This window comes from Bradyrhizobium yuanmingense, from assembly GCF_029167105.1.
Classification (GTDB): domain Bacteria; phylum Pseudomonadota; class Alphaproteobacteria; order Rhizobiales; family Xanthobacteraceae; genus Bradyrhizobium; species Bradyrhizobium yuanmingense_A.
The window spans coordinates 183604-201685 of sequence record NZ_JARFML010000001.1 but is presented as its reverse complement, the minus strand read 5'-3'; the positions used below and the strand labels follow the sequence as shown (position 1 = coordinate 201685).

General features: G+C 61.6%; 20 protein-coding genes. 1 reads left to right on the top strand and 19 read right to left on the bottom strand.

The genetic code is table 11. From position 1 onward, the window contains the following. Positions 1-28 precede the first annotated feature (28 nt). The 19 genes from trbL to P0R31_RS00905 form a co-directional block, all read right to left on the bottom strand. The gene (gene trbL / locus P0R31_RS00995; RefSeq protein ID WP_275512478.1) at positions 29-1258 is read right to left on the bottom strand and encodes a P-type conjugative transfer protein TrbL; all 1230 of its coding nucleotides are present in this window, start codon (positions 1256-1258) and stop codon (positions 29-31) included. Beyond that, positions 1255-1626 (bottom strand): putative entry exclusion protein TrbK-alt, encoded by a 372-nt coding sequence (trbK-alt, locus tag P0R31_RS00990; RefSeq protein ID WP_275512477.1) that lies wholly within the window; start codon positions 1624-1626, stop codon positions 1255-1257. The genes trbL and trbK-alt overlap by 4 nt, the downstream gene beginning before the upstream one ends. After that, entirely contained in the window at positions 1623-2354 is a 732-nt protein-coding gene (trbJ, locus tag P0R31_RS00985; RefSeq protein WP_157286343.1) for a P-type conjugative transfer protein TrbJ, read from the bottom strand. Before trbJ ends, trbK-alt begins: the two co-directional genes overlap by 4 nt. After that, positions 2351-4792, bottom strand: coding sequence for a conjugal transfer protein TrbE (gene trbE, locus P0R31_RS00980; RefSeq protein WP_157286344.1), 2442 nt, complete (start codon positions 4790-4792; stop codon positions 2351-2353). Before trbE ends, trbJ begins: the two co-directional genes overlap by 4 nt. Positions 4793-4801: 9 nt before the next feature. Continuing rightward, positions 4802-5065: a VirB3 family type IV secretion system protein gene (locus P0R31_RS00975; RefSeq protein WP_157286345.1), complete on the bottom strand. Its 264-nt coding sequence runs from the start codon at positions 5063-5065 to the stop codon at positions 4802-4804. Continuing rightward, on the bottom strand, positions 5065-5391 hold the full coding sequence (locus P0R31_RS00970) for a TrbC/VirB2 family protein (protein ID WP_275512476.1): 327 nt from the start codon (positions 5389-5391) through the stop codon (positions 5065-5067). Before P0R31_RS00970 ends, P0R31_RS00975 begins: the two co-directional genes overlap by 1 nt. A gap of 1 nt (position 5392) precedes the next feature. Continuing rightward, a complete protein-coding gene (trbB, locus tag P0R31_RS00965; RefSeq protein WP_157286372.1) occupies positions 5393-6307 on the bottom strand; it encodes a P-type conjugative transfer ATPase TrbB in 915 nt (304 codons plus the stop codon). 228 nt (positions 6308-6535) lie between these two features. Next, a complete protein-coding gene (locus P0R31_RS00960; RefSeq protein ID WP_275512475.1) occupies positions 6536-7864 on the bottom strand; it encodes an MFS transporter in 1329 nt (442 codons plus the stop codon). Between the two features lie 135 nt (positions 7865-7999). Continuing rightward, positions 8000-8422, bottom strand: coding sequence for a CopG family transcriptional regulator (locus P0R31_RS00955; RefSeq protein ID WP_157286347.1), 423 nt, complete (start codon positions 8420-8422; stop codon positions 8000-8002). A gap of 6 nt (positions 8423-8428) precedes the next feature. Then, entirely contained in the window at positions 8429-10414 is a 1986-nt protein-coding gene (locus P0R31_RS00950; protein WP_157286348.1) for a conjugal transfer protein TraG, read from the bottom strand. A 36-nt stretch (positions 10415-10450) separates the two neighbouring features. Beyond that, positions 10451-12214 carry a relaxase/mobilization nuclease domain-containing protein gene (locus P0R31_RS00945; protein ID WP_275512474.1) on the bottom strand — a complete coding sequence of 588 codons (1764 nt, stop codon included), beginning with the start codon at positions 12212-12214 and terminating at the stop codon, positions 10451-10453. Positions 12215-12847: 633 nt separating this feature from the next. Next, positions 12848-13537, bottom strand: coding sequence for a lytic transglycosylase domain-containing protein (locus P0R31_RS00940; RefSeq protein ID WP_275512473.1), 690 nt, complete (start codon positions 13535-13537; stop codon positions 12848-12850). Between the two features lie 206 nt (positions 13538-13743). Continuing rightward, positions 13744-14256, bottom strand: coding sequence for a S26 family signal peptidase (locus tag P0R31_RS00935; RefSeq protein WP_275512472.1), 513 nt, complete (start codon positions 14254-14256; stop codon positions 13744-13746). Continuing rightward, positions 14253-14717, bottom strand: a complete 465-nt coding sequence (locus P0R31_RS00930; RefSeq protein ID WP_157286350.1) for a DUF2840 domain-containing protein — start codon at positions 14715-14717, stop codon at positions 14253-14255. Before P0R31_RS00930 ends, P0R31_RS00935 begins: the two co-directional genes overlap by 4 nt. A gap of 289 nt (positions 14718-15006) precedes the next feature. Further along, positions 15007-15888, bottom strand: coding sequence for a replication initiator protein A (locus P0R31_RS00925; RefSeq protein WP_157286351.1), 882 nt, complete (start codon positions 15886-15888; stop codon positions 15007-15009). 22 nt (positions 15889-15910) lie between these two features. After that, entirely contained in the window at positions 15911-16192 is a 282-nt protein-coding gene (locus P0R31_RS00920; protein ID WP_157286352.1) for a helix-turn-helix transcriptional regulator, read from the bottom strand. Between the two features lie 133 nt (positions 16193-16325). Then, positions 16326-16790, bottom strand: a complete 465-nt coding sequence (locus tag P0R31_RS00915; protein ID WP_338122795.1) for a DUF2285 domain-containing protein — start codon at positions 16788-16790, stop codon at positions 16326-16328. A gap of 106 nt (positions 16791-16896) precedes the next feature. Beyond that, positions 16897-17091, bottom strand: coding sequence for a transcriptional regulator domain-containing protein (locus P0R31_RS00910; protein ID WP_157286354.1), 195 nt, complete (start codon positions 17089-17091; stop codon positions 16897-16899). A gap of 165 nt (positions 17092-17256) precedes the next feature. Continuing rightward, entirely contained in the window at positions 17257-17529 is a 273-nt protein-coding gene (locus P0R31_RS00905; protein WP_246732421.1) for a DUF2285 domain-containing protein, read from the bottom strand. A 155-nt stretch (positions 17530-17684) separates the two neighbouring features. Here P0R31_RS00905 and P0R31_RS00900 point away from each other — a divergent pair, with 155 nt between their 5' ends. After that, positions 17685-17936 (top strand): helix-turn-helix domain-containing protein, encoded by a 252-nt coding sequence (locus tag P0R31_RS00900; protein WP_157286355.1) that lies wholly within the window; start codon positions 17685-17687, stop codon positions 17934-17936. Positions 17937-18082: the final 146 nt, after the last annotated feature.

Below are 18082 nucleotides of genomic sequence, written 5' to 3'. Positions count from 1 at the left end.
CCGGTGGCGAGCGCCTATTGACTGCCCGTCAGCGATCTCCTTCGGACAAATCGACAGAGGATCCGCTGCCACCGTGATCACCGGAGCGGACCGCATGACCAGCGGCGGATGCACCGTGTCGAACGGCCTGAGCACGCTTCATGCGACGCGCCCAGTCGGGCTGCCCTTCCCCGAAGGAGCTCGCGGTCTGCCTGCCCGCTCGCCCACCTCCGCCGAGCGCAGCCGCTACCCGACGTAAAGGGCTCATGGCAGCTGAGGCGCCGGCCTCCGCGACGCCAGCAATGCCGCGGCTTCGATAGGCGGCTGATGCTCCGCTGATGACAGCGCCGCCACCGCGCGCGGCGCCGACCATTGCGCCTCCTGCGAGACCGGCGCCGCCGGCAGCGAGGCCCGCACCCGCCGCGACGATGCCGCCTGCGGCGATGCCTGTTCCAATTGCGGCCCCGGCGCCTAGTTGGGGTCCGCCAGAGACCAAACCGTTCGCGATGCCGGGACCAAAGATGCCCAGACCCAGCAAGGAAAGTGCCGCAAGGACAAGCGTCATCGCGTCTTCGATAGTCGGCTGCGCCCCGCCGGAGCCTGCGGTGAACTGCGAGAATAAGGTCGAACCAATGCCGACGATGACGGCCAGGACCAGGACCTTGATTCCAGACGATATAACGTTGCCCAGCACCCGTTCTGCCGCGAAGGCGGTCTTGCCAAACAAGCCAAAGGGAATGAGGACGAAGCCAGCGAGCGTCGTGAGCTTGAACTCGATCAGGGTGACAAAGAGCTGGATCGCCAGAATGAAGAAAGCGAGCAGAACCACGACCCAGGCGAATAGGAGAACGACGATCTGGATGAAATTCTCGAAGAAGCTGATATAGCCCATCAGGTTGGAGATCGAATCGAGCAGCGGTCGGCCGGCGTCGAGGCCGACTTGAGCGATCTTTCCCGGTCGCAGGAAATCTGCCGCGGAGAGGCTTGCGCCTGATGCTTTCAGTCCCAAGCCGGCAAAGCTCTCGAAGACGATACGCGCCAGGCTATTCCAATTGCCGATGAGGTAGGCAAAGACGCCGACGAAGAGCGTCTTCTTGACAAGACGGGCGATGATGTCCTCGTCGGTGCCCCAACTCCAAAACAACGCAGCAAGCGTGATGTCGATCGCGGCAAGGGTCGCTGCGAGATACCCGACATCGCTACCCAACAGCCCGAAGCCGTTGTCGATGTAACGCGTGAACGTTTCCAAGAACTGGTCGATAATCCCCGTATCGGTCATGGCTTGCTCGCGTCAGGTGTCGCCAAGGGTGGATATCTTTGCGGCATCCGGCTCTGATCCTTTGGGACGGGCGCCAAGGCTGCGGCAGAATCATCATGGCCAGGAACGGCCGCACCGTCTTTCCTGCCAAAGAAGCGACGCCGGTTTTCGGCCCAAACCTGCTTGCAATGTTGATAGGCTGCCGGTTCCTCCGAAGTGACGCTGCGGCAACGTGCGAGGTCTGAGCTCGTTATGCCTGTCGTCTGCTCCGCCTGGGGCGACGACCGAGACTCCTCTCCACCACGAAGCTGAATCGTGCAGGCGGCGACGGCCACTAGGCCGATTGTCGTAAGCAGCGACAGCGCCTTGAATGCCTTTACGTCGGTCATCGGTGGAACATCTGCACGTTGGAGGATTGATAGCCCTGTCCTGGCGTCAGAAAGCGCCTGAGCTGCTCTCGCCCCTGATCCTGGGCCGATGCGCGCTGTGCCGCTTCGAGACTTTGTGCCCTGCCCTGCGCCGCCACGGCAGCCGTGAGATCGGCAAGTTGTTGCGCTTGAAGCGCGAGGATCTGATTGCCGGCCTGAGTTGCCTGCAAGGCGCCACTGGCACCCTGACTTGAAGTTACAAGCGCTGACGTCTGGATGCGGTTGGTGTCGAGGTTGCCGACGACGCCGGCCTGAACACGGAGCGCATCCTGCAATGCGGCTACAGAATTCTGCCACCGCAATTGAGCGTTGGCGATCAGCAACTGGTTCGACTGGCTGCTTGTCGCCGGCGCGTAGCTGGTCGAAAAAGCCCGATCGATCTGCTGCACGTCGTATGCGATGCGTTGGGCCTGGGCCAGCAGTTGCTGCGTGCGCTGGATCGATGATTGCAATTGCTGCAGCGAAGAGTACGGCAGGTTTGCCAGATTCCTGGCCTGATTGATCAGCATCTGTGCCTCGTTCTGCAACGAGGTGATCTGGTTGTTGATCTGCTGAAGTTCTCGCGCGGCGGTCAGGACATTCTGGACGTAGTTGTTGGGATCGAAGACGATCAGCGCCCGTGCAGGTACCGCGACGCCAAGCACCAGCGCGACGGTGCCAGCGGTCGCCAATAGGGCAAGACGCCTCATAGCGATTTCTCCAGATTGACGAGATTGGGAATCAGGTCGGTGGCCCAGGCGACGCCACGGCGCTGGAGCCAGGCCGGTACGAAGCCGTCCGGCCCATGTTCGGCGAGTAGCTGCGCGATGGCAGCCTGGTCGGTCTTGGAAGAGGCCGCGGTGAAGGCGAGCGCAATCTCGCCAAGACCCAGTTCGAACATCCGGTTGCCGCGGCGGGACTGGCAGTAGTAGTCGCGCTTCGGCGCTGCCCGGCTCAGAAGCTCGATCTGGCGGTCATTGAGGCCAAAGCGGCGATAGATGGCAGTGATCTGCGGCTCGATCGCCCGTTCGTTCGGCAGCAACAGACGCGTTGGGCAGCTTTCGATGATCGCGGGCGCGATCGCGGAGCCATCGATGTCCGACAGCGACTGGGTGGCGAAGATGACGGACGCGTTCTTCTTCCGAAGCGTCTTCAACCATTCCCTGAGCTGACCGGCGAAATCCTCGTCGTCGAGGGCAAGCCAACCTTCATCGACAATCAGGAGTGTAGGCCGGCCATCGAGACGATCGCCGATACGATGGAAGAGGTAGGCCAGCACGGCCGGGGCCGCGCTCGTTCCGATCAACCCTTCGGTCTCAAAGGCCTGGACCGAGGACTCGCCAAGGCGCTCGAATTCGGCATCGAGCAGGCGCCCGGACGGACCACCCAGGCAGTACGGTTGCAAGGCGCGTTTCAGGGAGTTCGATTGCAGGAGGACCGATAGCCCGGTCAGGGTGCGTTCATCCCTCGGCGCCGAGGCGAGAGATGTCAGCGCCGACCACAGATGGTCCTTGACCTCCGGCGTGATCTCGATTTTTTCGCGCGCCAAGATCGCCCCGATCCATTCCGTGGCCCATCCGCGCTCAGAGGGATCATCGATCCAGGCCAGCGGTTGCAACGCAACGGGATTTTCGTCCCCGTCAGACAATGCACCGCCGAGATCATGCCAATCACCGCCCATGGCGAGTGCGGCCGCACGAATTGAACCGCCAAAATCGAACGCAAAGACCTGAGAGTTTGGATAACGCCTGAACTGTAGCGCCATCAGAGCGAGGAGCACCGACTTGCCCGCACCGGTCGGTCCCACCACAAGCGTATGGCCGACGTCGCCGACGTGAAGCGAGAACCGAAAGGGGGTCGATCCCTCGGTCTTGCCGAACATGAGGGGCGGAGCTTTGAAATGCAGATCCCTCGCCTCGCCGGCCCACACGGCCGACATCGGAATCATATGAGCGAGGTTGAGCGTCGATACCGGTGGCTGCCGCACGTTCGCATAGACATGCCCCGGCAGACTGCCGAGCCAGGCTTCTACTGCGTTCACCGTCTCGATCATGCAGGTGAAATCGCGGCCCTGAATGACCTTTTCGACCAGCCGCAGCTTTTCGTCGGCAGCATCGGGATCGCGGTCCCAGACGGTGACGGTCGCCGTGACAAAGGCTTGTCCGATCTGGTCCGACCCCAGTTCCTGTAGCGCCGCGTCGGCGTCCAACGCCTTGTTGTGTGCATCGGTATCGAGCAGCGTCGCCGCCTCGTTGGTCATAACCTCCTTGAGAATGGCGCCAATCGACTTTCGCTTGGCGAACCACTGCCGGCGAATCTTGGTCAGCAGCTTGGTGGCATCGGTCTTGTCGAGCATGATCGCGCGGGTCGACCAGCGATAGGAGAATGCAAGACGATTGAGATCGTCGAGAATTCCCGGCGTCGTCGCACCGGGAAAGCCGACAATCGTCAGAACCCGGACGTTGGCTGACCCCAACATCGGCTCAAGCCCGCCGGTCAGCGGCTGGTCGGCCAACAGCGCATCGATGTACATGGGAATTTCCGGCACCCGGACGCGGTGCCGTTTGGTCGAGATCGTCGAGTGCAGGTAGGTCAGCGTGTCCTGATCATCGAGCCAGGCGCATTCAGGCATGAATCCTTCGACGAGCTGCAGCACGCGATTGGTTTGATCGATAAACCCGCGAAGCACCTCCTGCGCGTCAGCGCCAACAGTCCGATCGCGGCCCTCATAGAGCAGGCGCTCTGCCTTGGCGGCTCCCTCCTCCGGCGGCAGATAGAGGAAGGTCAGGAAAAAGCTGGATTCATAGTGAGCGCCGGCCTCTTCGAACTGAGCCCTGCGTTCGGCATCGACCAGCGCGGACGCGACATCTGGAAATGCACTGGGAGGATAGGCCCCAGCAAAATGACGCTGCGCCTCGACAAATACAGCCCAACCAGATCCCAGACGGCGCAACGCATTATTCAAGCGACCGGCGACGCCGACGAGTTCAGCCGGCACCGCGCTGTCGAGGTCAGGCCCCCGGAACTTTGCTGTCCTCTGGAACGAGCCGTCCTTGTTCAGGATGATTCCCTCGTCGACGAGTGCTGCCCAGGGCAGGAAGTCGGCAAGACGCGTATTGGAATGGCGATATTCGGCGAGATTCATCATGACCGGGGCTCAGGTGTTGAGGTGACCTGGAATGCGCAGATGTCGGCGCACCACATCGACAAAAGCGGGATCGCGCTTGGCGGCCCAGACGGCGGCCATGTGGCCGATGAACCAGAGGACGAGGCCCGCGATCCAGAGCCGCAATCCGAGCCCGAGGGCCGCAGCAAGCGTGCCGTTGACGATCGCAACGGACCGCGGCGCACCACCCATCAGGATCGGCTCAGTGAGCGCGCGATGAACGGGCACAACAAAGCCTGCCACCTGATCGTCCATCAGATCACCACGCCGCCACCGAACGAGAAGAACGACAGGAAGAAGCTCGAGGCGGCAAAGGCGATCGACAGCCCGAACACGATCTGGATCAGCCTGCGGAAACCACCAGACGAATCTCCGAACGCGAGCGTGAGCCCGGTCACGACGATGATGATGACGGCGATGATCTTGGCGACAGGTCCCTCAACCGACTGAAGGATCTGATTGAGCGGCTGCTCCCACGGCATGTTCGAGCCGGCCGCCCATGCCGACGCCGACACCAAAGAAACGGTGCCGGAGGCAGCTAATGAAGCGACATCTCGAAGAAGGCGAAATTTATGACGCATGTCAGTCTCCTGCTGGTGAAAGGTCGTAGTCGCCAGCGGCGCCAAGCCCTGAAACGAGGGCGAGTTCAGCGAGGCGACGGTCAGCGCCGCGACCCGCAAGGACAGCGACGATGTTGATGGTCTCGGCGATCAGAGCCCGCGGAACGGTGATGACGGCTTCCTGGATGAGCTGCTCGAGCCGCCGCAGCGCGCCGAGCGCGCTGCCTGCGTGAATGGTGCCAATGCCGCCGGGATGGCCGGTGCCCCAGGCCTTGAGCAGATCGAGTGCTTCGGCACCGCGAACCTCGCCGACCGGGATGCGATCAGGACGAAGTCGGAGCGAGGACCGAACGAGGTCAGATAGGGTGGCTACGCCGTCCTTGGTCCGCAGCGCCACAAGGTTGGGTGCCATACACTGGAGTTCCCGCGTGTCTTCGATCAGCACGACCCGATCGGAGGTCTTGGCCACCTCCGCCAGGAGCGCATTCGTCAATGTTGTCTTGCCGGTCGATGTCCCCCCGGCGACGAGGATGTTCTTACGAGCATCGACCGCGCCCTTCAGCGTCCTGGCCTGCTCCGAGGTCATGATCCCCCTGCCGACGTAGTCGTCCAGCGTAAACACGGCGACCGCGGGCTTGCGGATGGCAAAAGCCGGTGCCGCAACGACCGGAGGCAAGAGACCTTCGAAACGCTCGCCGGTCCCGGGCAGTTCGGCCGAAACCCGGGGCGCGCCGGCATGCACCTCGGCACCTACGTGATGCGCTACAAGGCGAACGATGCGCTCGCCGTCGGCTGCGGACAGAGTTTCGCCTGTATCGATCAGGCCATTTGACAGCCGATCAATCCACAGCCGCCCATCCGGGTTGAGCATCACCTCGATAATCGCTTCGTCTTCGAGGTAACCGGCGATCGCAGCGCCAAGCGCGCTACGTAGCATTCGCGCACCGCGCGAATTCGCTTCCGATTGAAAGGTATGGATTGCCACCGTTCGCCCCACGAATGAGGACGTCCAAAGCGCGTCCTCAGATGGGGATCATTAGAAAAGGCACCAATGCACTTGGCGCAACAAGCGCCTTTAATGATCGTAGGCTGGCGTAGAAAAAGGAAGACTGAGAACTGGTATTTGACGGCTACTTAATCGTATCCGCTCGTAGCGAGTCGTTGCTCACCACTCCCCATCATCATCCGCGGGCAGGACGATAACCGAATCCTCATACAACCCAACTGACTCGGGAGCGTAGGAAACATCAGCGGGCCTGAACAAGAGGATTGAACTCGTCCACGAAGCGATGGATCGGCGCCAGGGCCGCGCGAACCAGACAAACGATGCGATCTGCAGAGCTACGTTGAGGCTGAACGCTATTTGATAGGCTTGGAGGGGCCTATGGCCATCATTCGCAGACCATTGCTCCAGGATAAGACCTGTCGCGTATTGTGCCAGAAACGCCCAACCAAAGTGCAAGACATTCAAGGCGCCGTTGGCACGACCGGCAAGCTCCGGCGGAAAGTAATCCGCTATTACCGCGAAGCTCACCACGGTTGCCGTTCCTACAATTGCCACCACGGACCATGGCACAATGGATGGCAGAGGCGCGCGCAAGATCAGGGCGAGCTGCGCTACGACGAACAGCACCGCGACTATCGCCAATGCTGTCTCAGCTCCGATTCCTCGTCGCCTCATGCGGTGGACTGTCGTACCAAACAGCCAGGCGCCGCCGCTAAGTACGATCGACATCATGAACAGCTGCCCGACCAGACTCGCGCGATCAAGGCCTTCCACGTCCACTAGCCACGGTGAGGCCCACAATCCCTGCAGGGACCAAGCCGATCCAACGCAAGTCGCCGACAACGGGGCCATTCGCCAGAAGCGCTGATCGCCGAAAACGGAGCTAAGGGTGGCGGGCGCTGTTGATGGGACAATGCCTCGCTCAGGCACCACGACATAGATGAGAATGGCTACCGCACCAGTAGCGGCCGCCAGGATCTCAAAGAGCTGCCGCCAGCCGATCCAGGCGAGAAGGTGTTCGACGGGAGCGGTAGCGGTGACCGCTCCGAGCGAGCCCAGCATGACCATGTAGCCGTTCAGCAAGGCAACTCGCTCCTTGGGACTCCAGATGATGATGGACTTCAGTCCAGCTGTCAGCGCCGCCGCCACGCCAAGCCCGATCATTGCCCGCGCGATCAAAAGTGACAGGAAGGCGGTCGATGTCGCGAACAGTTCGGCGCCGGCGGCGGCGACCAAAAGCAGAACACTCTGGACTCGGCGCGGACCAAAGCGGTCCAACAATATGCCGACGGGGATCTGAGCGGCTGCGAAAACAAGGAAATAGACTGACGTCAGCAACCCGAGGTCGGCGGTACCCAGCCCGGCATCTGAGCTGAGATGACTTCCGATCAAAGCGTTGATCGTTCGAAACAGATACGAAAGATAGTATCCAGCAGCAAATGGGAGGAAAACGCGCGCAATTCGAGACCATCCTAGTGAGATTTGCATGCTGGTCCTTTTCGCTATCGGCTCGTTCGAGCGGATAGCGCGTCCAGCTTTTTGTCAGTTCGGCTAAGTTGCTGCGGTCGTAGGCTGGCGTAGAAAAAGAAGAGCCGACGCGGTCGGCGCATCAAGGACGCTCAGTCAGGTTTCGCCGGCCGGTTCCTGACGGATATCTTCTGGAATCTCGCGCAGAAAGCTTTGCCCTTTTTGCAAGCGGCGTCCGAGCGCCTCGACAAATCCTTCGAAGCGCTCCCTACCCTTTATCTGCGCGGCCGCCTGCGCGTCGTTGGGCAACGGCGGCGTGATTGTCAGCCAGAAGCGAATGAAGAGGGCCAAGGTCTCAGCCGTTAGACCAACATCACGCTCCAAGCGCTGCATCTGACGCGACAGCCGATCGAGGCGCCGCGTGAATGCTGCTTCCCGCCTGTCCGCTGCGTCCGGTGACAGAAATGAAGCAACGGCCGCTTCCACGATCGCAGACCGGGAAAGCTTCTTGCGGTCGGCGAGATCCGAGATCTGCTTCAGAAGCTCTGGCGGGAAATAGACGTTCATCCGGTCGCGCATGTCGCCTCAGAGCTCCATACCATCGTAGGGGTCCATGGCGACCTGACGGGCAACGCCGCGCATCTGCTGACGCATAAGCTGGGACTGGCGGACTGCATCCTCGTCGTCGTCAAGAACGACGGCAAATTCCTCTGCCGGCGTCGGCTCGGTCGTCTCCTTTGCGATCGCAACGTGATCGGGGAGTTCGGGCTCGCGACGAAGGCCGCTGTTTGCCGTGTCTTCCTCTCCTTGCGCTCTGTCAGTTGGAAGTGGCACCGGTCTCAGCGTTCCGGCCGTTGACCATCCGTCCGTTCGCGATGACCGACCGGATGTCGCCGGATCGGGCGGCGGCAAGACCCGCTCGCTAAACCGCCGATCCTCATAGTAGCGCACCTTCTTCCCCCGGATCGGTGGCGTGCCTGCCACCATCACGATTTCGTCCATCGGCGGAAGCTGCATGACTTCGCCGGGGGTCAGCAGCGGTCTCGCCGTCTCCTGCCGAGAGACCATGAGGTGCCCCAGCCAGGGGTTCAACCTGTGCCCGGCATAGTTTTTCATCGCGCGCATCTCCGTCGCCGTACCCAAGGCGTCGGACACGCGTTTGGCGGTTCGCTCGTCATTGGTCGCGAAGCTGACTCGGACGTGACAATTGTCGAGGATCGCATTGTTGGGCCCATAGGCCTTCTCGATCTGATTGAGCGATTGCGCGATCAGGAAACTTTTGATGCCGTACCCCGCCATGAAGGCGAGTGCGGACTCGAAGAAATCGAGACGCCCCAGCGCCGGGAACTCGTCAAGCATCATCAGGACTCGATGTCGACGATCGCGGGCGTGCAAGTCCTCGGTCAGGCGCCGGCCGATCTGGTTCAACACCAGACGGATGAGGGGCTTGGTCCGCGAAATATCGGAGGGAGGCACCACCAGGTAGAGCGTCGTCGGTCGGTGATCGGCGATCAGGTCGGCGATCCGCCAGTCGCATCGGCAGGTCACCTTGGCCACGACGGGATCGCGGTACAGCCCGAGGAACGACATCGCCGTGGACAGGACGCCTGAACGTTCGTTCTCCGATTTGTTGAGGAGTTCGCGCGCAGTCGAAGCGACCACGGGATGAGCGCCCTGCTCGCCAAGGTGTCGCGTGGTCATCATCGCCTTCAGCGTCGCCTCGATGGGTCGCTTCGGGTCGGAGAGAAAAGCGGCGACGCCAGCCAAAGTCTTGTCCGCCTCGGCATAGAGAACATGGAGGATGGCGCCGACCAGGAGCGAATGACTGGTCTTCTCCCAATGGTTCCGTTTGTCGAGTGAACCCTCGGGGTCAACCAGGACGTCGGCGACATTCTGGACGTCGCGCACCTCCCACTCCCCACGCCGGACCTCGAGCAGCGGATTGTAGGCCGAGGATTTTGGGTTGGTCGGATCGAACAACAGGACGCGGCCGTGATGAGAGCGAAAGCCGGCGGTCAACTGCCAGTTCTCGCCCTTGATATCGTGCACAATGGCCGAACCGGGCCAGGCCAGCAACGAGGGAACGACGAGCCCGACACCTTTGCCCGATCGCGTTGGCGCAAAACACAGGACGTGCTCCGGTCCGTTATGGCGGAGGTAGTCATGGTCGAGCTTGCCGAGCACCACACCATCGGGACCGAGAAGTCCGGCCGCTCGAACCTCTTCCGCACCGGCCCAGCGCGCCGAGCCATAGGTCTCGACGTTCTTGGCCTCGCGCGCCCGCCAGACCGACATGCCGATCGCCACCGCGATCGAAACGAAGGTCCCCGACGCCGCTATGAAGGCTCCCTCAACAAAGACCTGAGGCGCATAGGCATCGTAGACGAACCACCACCAGAAGAAGACCGGGGGGTAATAGACCTTGAAGCCCAAGAGTTTGAACCATGGCCGCCCAAGCTCCGGTTGATAGGCAAGCCGCCAGGCCGTCCATTCGGTTGCTCCCCAGATGGCGAGCAAGACGATCAGGCCGACAACGATGACCTGTCCCCAGAGGATCTTGGTTCCCGACATCCCGAACGTCCTTCCGCAGCTGAATTGGAGAGATTGCTAGAGCCCGAGGTCGCGCTTGCGGCCAAAGCCCCATTCGATGCCACCGCCGTCTTTCACGACGCCGCTGACGTGTTGCCCGAGCCTCTTTTCGAGCTCGCGCGACCACGGCACTAGCTGGAAGCCGAGCCCATTATCGATCATGGCGAAGCGTCCCGAGCTGAGGGTCAGCCGCTGGCGATACGTGCCTGCCACGTGTTCCCCGGACGCGGCCGCCACATGAGCTAGCCCCGTGTCGGCCGAGACCTTTGCGGCCACCTCGTCCAGCTCGCGCCGGCGCAACGTGTTGAGGAGGTCGCGCTGCAGGATGATGCGCTGTCCCTGGCGCCGTGCCAGACCTTCCTGGATCAGATGCTCGGTTCGAGCTTCCATGGCATCGCGGGCCTCGCGGCCGAATCCGCCCATGGCGATCGGCATCGGATCGCGCTCGACCAAGCGATGGTCGAGCCAGGTCGCCCCTTTCGCGGTGACCTGCGCACTGAGATCGAGATCGGAACGGGTCGCAAGCATCACGGTGGGACTCGGCTCGCCAGCTTGACCGAACCGTCGCACTTCGACGATCCCGCCGACCGGCGGTGCATGTTCGAAGGCCTCGACGCCGCGGAAGCGCACGTGGTGGGCCCGTCCGTCTGTTCCGTCGATCAGGGCATAGGCCTCGCCGGTCAGTTCGTCATGCAATCCGCGGTCGACCAGCCGTCCGATAATCTGGGCTGTCGGCCGTCCACCCTCGATGACGAAGTCGGCAACGCCGCGCGCTTCCCCACGCTCGGTGAAGGCACGGTGCATGGTCTTGATGATGTCGCCGCGCATGCCGAGGTCGCGCAAGCTACGCTCGGCCTCAAGCCCTACCATCCAATCGCCTGGTGCGGCCGAGGCAGCAAGACCCATCTTCTCCAGGTGTTGAAGGCGACCAATCATCAGGCGCCGTATCTCGGGATCGGAGCCGCTGGGATGTTCGGGGCGGAGATCGATGTAGCCAGTCTCATCTGCTGCCAGCCGGATCTCCCGATCAAGCCGCGTCCATCGTTCTGCCGTGATTTCCCTCTCCAGCGAATTGCGGATTTCATGCTCCGGTTTCGGACCCAGTTCGATGGCGACCAGTTCCTCGGCGCGGGAGCGCAGGCCCTGGCTGATGTAGTCGCGGGAGATCACGAGATCGGCTCCCTCCCGATCGACTCCCCTAACGAGAAGATGGATATGGGGGTTGTCCGTATTCCAGTGATCGGCGGCTATCCAATCGAGCCGCGTGCCGAGATCGATCTCCATCTGCTTGGCGAGGTCGCGGGTGAAGGCCTTCAGGTCGGTCATCTCGCCTGCCTCCTCGGGCGAGACGATGAACCGGAAATGATGCCGGTCGTCCTTGCAGCGTTCTGCGAAAGCCGCGCTGTCGGCACGGTCGCTGCCGGCGTCGAACATCTTGGCCGGCTCACCACTCCGGGTCACGCCGTCGCGCTTCAGGTAAGAGAGATGGGCAGTCAGTGGTGCTGAACGGAAGACTCGCCCTTTATGACGAACCACGCGCGCCTTCACCACAACGCGGCGCGTCGGGCTGAACAATCTGGCGCGGCTAAAGGATAGCCTGCCGCGGCCAAACGTCGAGCGTCCATACGCCGCAGAACGCCTGCCCGCGGTCCCCTGACGTGGCGTGTGTCCTGCTTTCTTGGCGGCGCGCAGCACCTGGTTGATAAAGCTCTTTTGCTTCGGCGCGCGGGTACTGCGAATGCGTCCGGGCCGAACACGCAGATCGCTGTCGCCCGCGCTCACGGCAGGGCCTCCCCAAGATCAAAAGCGCACATGGTGCCGAAAAAGCCTTTGATTGAATTCGTCAAAATGCAAAGCGCGGCACGCGCCCCGACCGACCGGCACGCCAGAACCCAAGCCATGCCAATGGCTTGCGGTTCGACCGGCGAGCCCCTTTTATCTCGCCGTCCTGCCGTCGTGGTCTCCCGGTCGCCGGTTCCCGAAAGAGTAGCGACGACTTGGCAGCCAACTCGCGAAGTCCCCACTGCTTCCGAGCGCTTGCGATAGCGATCGTTACCCGAAGGGCCGAGACACCCGTAGGGTGGCTCGGTGAGGAGCGAAGCGACGAGTAGAGCGCGGGCCGAAGGCATCGCCCATACACCGTCAGCTTGCGAGCCCGCACACTTGGTCATTGCACTGGATCCTCCACTAGCGCCTCCCGAAAACGTCGGCTGCGGCCGATTCATTGTGACAAAGCCGCCGCGACTTGGCAGCCAACTCGCGAAGCCCCCGCTGCTTCCGAGCGCTTGCGATAGCGATCGTTACCCGAAGGGCCGAGACACCCGAAGGGTGGCTCGGTGAGGAGCGAAGCGACGAGTAGAGCGCGGGCCGAAGGCATCGCCCATACGCCATCGGCTTGCGAACCCGCACACTTGGTCATTGCGATGACCCCGAATCCGATCGAGGGACGAACACGCCGATAGGTAGGGGGACCATGCGCGAAACATCAGGCGCTGAGATTGCGGTCGTGGCGCCGCTCGACGGAATGAGCGACGGCGACTGATTGCGTGTTTTTATAAGATCGGAACGTGCGACGAATAGCGTCGCACCTGCTGATGACTGTCCGCTGGTCGTCCACCTCGACGGCAGTTCGATGGCAAGCAGGCTTGCAAGCTTTGCGACGTATGCTCGCGTCTCGTCTGGCAAAGAGCCGCCTGCGAGATGCTCTTCGTAGCGAGCCGGTCCCGCATTGTACGCGGCAAACACACCAGGCGAACCATATCGGTCGAGCAGTTCACGCAGATATGCTGTGCCTGCCAGAATGTTGTCGCGCGGGTCGTAGGGATCGCTGCCGAGATTATAGCGATCGCGAAGTTCCGCCCAGGTCGCCGGCATGATTTGCATCAGGCCCATTGCGCCTTTAGCCGATCTGGCGTGCACCTCACCAGCACTTTCGATGTTGATGATTGAACCAATCCAGTTCACCGGAACGGCAAAGCGCTCTGAGGCGTCGTTGGCGAACGCTGCAAATGAGTTGCTCGCCTGGTTGACCGTTCGAACTGCGACCGCTCCGCTCTCAGCCAGAGCAGCACTGTGCGGCACACCGAAAATAGACAGCAGCGACACGACAGCCCAAACACACGCACCCGACCGAGCCAAGCAGGCCGCCGTGCTCGCGAGCGTCCAGGGTAAAGCGGTTCCGCGCCGGCCATTCGGCCGCCCTGGACTGCCGCTGCGCGCGCCGGCCTTGCAGACTCTGATTGGAACGGAAGAATGATCTCGCAATCGATCGAACAGAGGAATGGCGAGGTGAACACGTCGAATACGCACGATCACTCCTTCCACGTCCACACCGGGATCGCACTGCCGATCACGCTAGATGCCGGAAGCAATCCAAAATACCGGCCATCAAGAGAGTCGTCCGACTGCCAGTTCATCAGAAACAGCTCGCCGTCGCAGACGACGCGGCAGCCCTGCCATTTCGGCAGCGGCCGGCCGCGTCCATCGCGATCCCGCGCCTCGCCCACCGCGACGGTATCGACCGAAATGGTTAGCCCATTTCTGCAGACAGTTTGCCCGGGAAGCGCCAAGACGCGTTTGAGCATGGGGAGACCGATCGGCAGATAGCCGTTAAGGTCGAGGAAGGTCGCGAGCGGCTCCGGCGGGTGAACAGCGACCAGCTCGGTGACATGGAAGCGCATGGTCGGCAGTAAACGGTAGAGACCGATAGGCACGCTTGCCGATGCATTCCAGATGTAGAGCGGAAGCGGCTCCAGGACGATCGTCGCGACGAGCGCAGCAGCGACCCCAATCGTCGCCGCTAGCGTCTTCAGGCGGCCTGTCATCGCATCACCCTCTGACGGTGAAGCCAAGCCTGGTGGCGTGCCTTGGTGTAGGGACGCGGGTTTTCGTTGACGGACAGGCGGTTATGAACGTGATGCCAATGATCAGGCGCGATGTCCGCGGGATCGATGCCAAGTGCCTCGATGGCATCGATCATTTGCAGCACCCGTTCGACCTTTTGCCAGCCGGAAAGCCGCAACAGGATCTCTCCACCAGGCTTCACATACGGTATGGTCAAGCAGCGCTGTCCCGGAGCGACTGCGCGCAGGATGTCGATCCGCGAAATGATCGTGCCAAAGTCGTTCGAGGTCCAACGGACGAAGGCAAAGATGCTGCCTGGCGCGAATGACAGGACACGCCGATGGCGATCAAGCTTCCGTTCCTTGACAACGCGACCGAACCGAATGCGGTTTTCGATCCGCTTCTCGAGCCACAACACTTCCACTTGCGTGAGATCGCTCATGCGGCGGCACCCTGACGCCGGAGCTGGCAGCCGTGAGCTTGGGGCTCGGTAAAGAGCGTGTATGGCCGGCAAAGCCAGGCTGACCTGTCGGACTGCCATCGCCGAACACCGCCAACGCGGCTTTCGGCCTGATCCGTTAGAAGAAATCCGAAGGATTTCTGGTTAGTAAAGTTAGAGCGGCCGGAAAGCGCGGAGAAACAAGCTCTTAAGTCCGATTCCGGTCCCCGATAGCACGAGGATCGGGTCCCCGATAGCACGAGGGTTGCGGTCCCCGATAGCACCAGCTGATTCACAGGTTGTCCTCCGAATTTGGAATGAGACCGCGCCGGCGCAGGCGTGCCGTTAGGGGAGCAACAGGCGCAGGCAAGAAGTTCAGCCGCTCGATGCCGTTAGGATCGCGCGTGAGCAGAAGCCGATAACCGGGCAATGTCTGGCGCTGGACGATCTGACGTACGTCGTAAGCAAAATGCTTGAGCGGTGAGAGGATGCCGGACTTGGCATGGAGGTGCACAAGGTCAAAGCTCCAGCCGCCCTCCTGGCGGCCACCATGCTTGCGCACAAGACGATAAAGCCAACGCTCAAGTCCGCCCGTCAGATCGAAATAGGCGCGATCGATCGTCAGCACGAGCGCCTCATCGATTACGCCCGCGTAGAACCAATCAGGTAGGATCAATTCGAGCCCAAATGGACGGCCATTTGCATCGGCCGTCTCCTTCCACTCGTTGATCCAGGAGAAGCGATGTCGTCGCCGTTCTGTCAGCTGACGGATCGATGTCATCACAGTCGTCGACTGAAGTCTGTCGAGACCGGCCTTCAGCCGGTCATAGTCACGCGCGCTGGTGCCGCGGCCGACAAACGTCAAAATCTCGTAAGGCGTTGCAGCCATCAGGCGCGACGTCTTCAAGCCGGCGTCACGGGCTTCCACGATCTGGGACGCAGCCCAGATCAGGACATCAGCATCCCAAATGGTCGCCATGCCGTGTTCCGGAACGGCTTCGACCCGAATTGCAATCGCGCCCGCGCGGAAATCGATCGGCACAATGCGTTTGGTCTTTGCCAACGAAAAGAACGGATATGCCATCAGATCCTGCGCGTCGCGGGGCGCAAGGTCACCGGGCAGCGCCCGAAAGAGCTCAAGCTGATCGCGCTCGGAATGGAGTTTACGCCGCATGATCACAGTCCTTCCGCGGTGATCAGCGGCGTTCCTGGCCCGCATATGGGCGCAGGGCGGGATGCTTCTTGGCCGGCAGCACGGTCCCCTTCCCGGGGTCGGAGGTCGACGTCTTGGCGCCGCGGTCGGCCCACGCTTTCAAGTCATCGACGGCGTAGACAACACGTCCGCCGATTTTCCGGTACGTCGGCCCAGTACCGTATGTGCGGTGCTTCTCGAGCGTGCGACCGGACAGGCCAAGATAGCGCGCGGCCTCAGGTGTTCGCAGGAATCGCGGGGGAAGACCGGCCATCAGATCGGGCATTTGAGAACTCCAGGAGGACAGCGCACCACGCCTGGCTAGGCCGGCGTGTCTGCGGTCATCATGGAGAAGCAGGATCTCGGAAGGGGATGCCGACTTTTGAGGGGGCGATTTTCGGCACCCCTTGAGGACTGCGCTACTCGTCCCTGCGCCCAGGCCGCAGAAGTTTGCGGTAGCCCCCGCGCATCAACGCGATGCCGCCTTGCACCAGGCGGATCGTTCGATTGCGCAGATCATGCGTCTTCCAGGCGCGATCGGGGATGCGCTTTTTGCTGAAGAGAGCTTCGGCGACAACGCGATAACTGCCGCCCGCGGTATGCGCATCGAGCGCACGGATCGCGGCGCTCAGTCGTTCGCGCCGCTGTTTAGATAGTTTGTGAAATGCAGGACCTGGCGCGCGTCCATTCATCGCGCGCCACAGCCGCCGCGCTGCATACGCGCGCGCTTCCAAATCGCCGTCAAACGGCAATTTCGCTGCGTATGACGCGCCGAGCACCGGCGGTTCTTTGGACCAGACACGGTGATCCACCGCACCGATGCGCAGCACAGTGTGCCAGCCATCGGCGGCACGGCGCACCTGACCGGCTGTAAGATCGAGCAATGGCTGAGACGCCGAACTGAGATCGGCAGCCAAGGCAACCGGAACGACCGTCGCTAGAACCTCAGGCGCCCAAAAGATCGTCTGTTCGTCGAAGGACCTCTGCGGGTCATGGGCGAAAGCAGATGCCCCACCTCCTCCTGAATTCCGGTGTCACTTGGCCATCGGGACTGTTGGCAATCGTCGCCTCAAACTCGCGTCGATAGTCCGCGTTGCGGCGGAGACATTCCCAGGCGATGTCGGTGATTTCGGCGTCTTGTAGGCTCTTATAGGAATCCGGCGACCGCCAGTCGAATTCAGGCATTGCTTCCACCCCATTACATGCAGCTAACAAGGATTGCGGCGCAATAGGTATGAACGATGCGGTTGTAGGAAGCCCCTAGTTTGGCACCACGTGGTGCACCGGAATGACCACCAGATAACAGAAGAAAATCGTTCTGCCTGCAAGTCGCCAGTCGGCGATTTTCTTCTATTTCGAGCCGGCGCCGCGTAAGAGACGCCCCTGCTCGGTCGCCCATTTGGCGCGCGCAAGATGACTCTCATATGCGCTCCGCGCACGGTCTGGCTCTTGCTCTGGGTCCATATGCAGCACTACTCGAGCCACTTCGCGCCAGTCTGCCCCCTCGCCCTCCGCCTGCAGAAGGCGAAGGTACGTGAGGACATGCTGTTCGTCATAGGCCGTCAGCGCCGGCTCGTTCGGCGCGACATCCGCGACGTCAGGATCTAGCGGCGGCTTCGTCATGAGCATCCCAACAAACAGCGAATAATTCTAATCTCTCTGAACGGCCAAGATTGTCTAAGCGTCTCATTTTAGCCCCATTCCGGACCAGTCGCCCAGCCGGAAATACATACTATAGGAGATAAACCTCATAGTATGTAAAGACGCAACTTGCGCCGATGGACATGCGCAAGTTAGTCGGCCGAAATTTCGCAAGACTGCGGAAGCAGAAGCGCTTCACGCAGGAGAAATTCGCCGAAGCGTCCGGCTTCACACAACAATATATCAGTGATCTAGAGCGTGGCCGCCGCAATCCAACCGTCGTAACTCTATTTGAACTCGCTAGCACGTTGGGCGTCAGTCATGTCGATCTCGTCCTCCCAGATGAAGAGGCACGAGAGGAGCGGCCAAAACCCGGCAAGCGGAGGTGATTGAGCTGCAAATCGCGGACTATGACGCTGCGGGAAGGCTCGTCGAGCAATCCCGGCGACGACGAATGCGGTGTTGCGGCCGAAATGACCGTCAGGCTGAGCAAAGGGCTGCGCGGCTCGGTACCCGTTGCAAGGTCCGAACCAGA